Annotated in this window: 1 pseudogene; it reads left to right on the forward strand. The window is 75.5% G+C overall.

The features are described 5' to 3' along the window. Window positions 1-88: 88 nt before the first annotated feature. Window positions 89-277, forward strand: a pseudogene (locus DZG00_RS17420) (hypothetical protein); the annotation flags it as partial.

Below are 277 nucleotides of genomic sequence, written 5' to 3' on the forward strand. Positions count from 1 at the left end.
CGCACTTCGACGACGCCGACCTCCGCGCCCGCCTCGCCGTCCGCGACGCCCTGGGCGTGGTCGGCCTCGACCTGCTGGAGCACGTGCATTGAGCCCCGCGGATCCGGCCGCCCACCGGTCGTGGATCCGCCCGGGCGTAGAGTCGGATGTCGCCCGCCACCCCTCCCGGGCGACGGAGGAGACCCCCGCTATGACCGGCATGAACCCCGCCACCGCCAAGCGCCTCGCCCGCGACGACGTGGCGCCGATGTACGCGGAGGTGGACGCGGCCATCGCC

Source organism: Clavibacter lycopersici (assembly GCF_003576405.1).
Taxonomy (GTDB): Bacteria; Actinomycetota; Actinomycetes; order Actinomycetales; family Microbacteriaceae; genus Clavibacter; species Clavibacter lycopersici.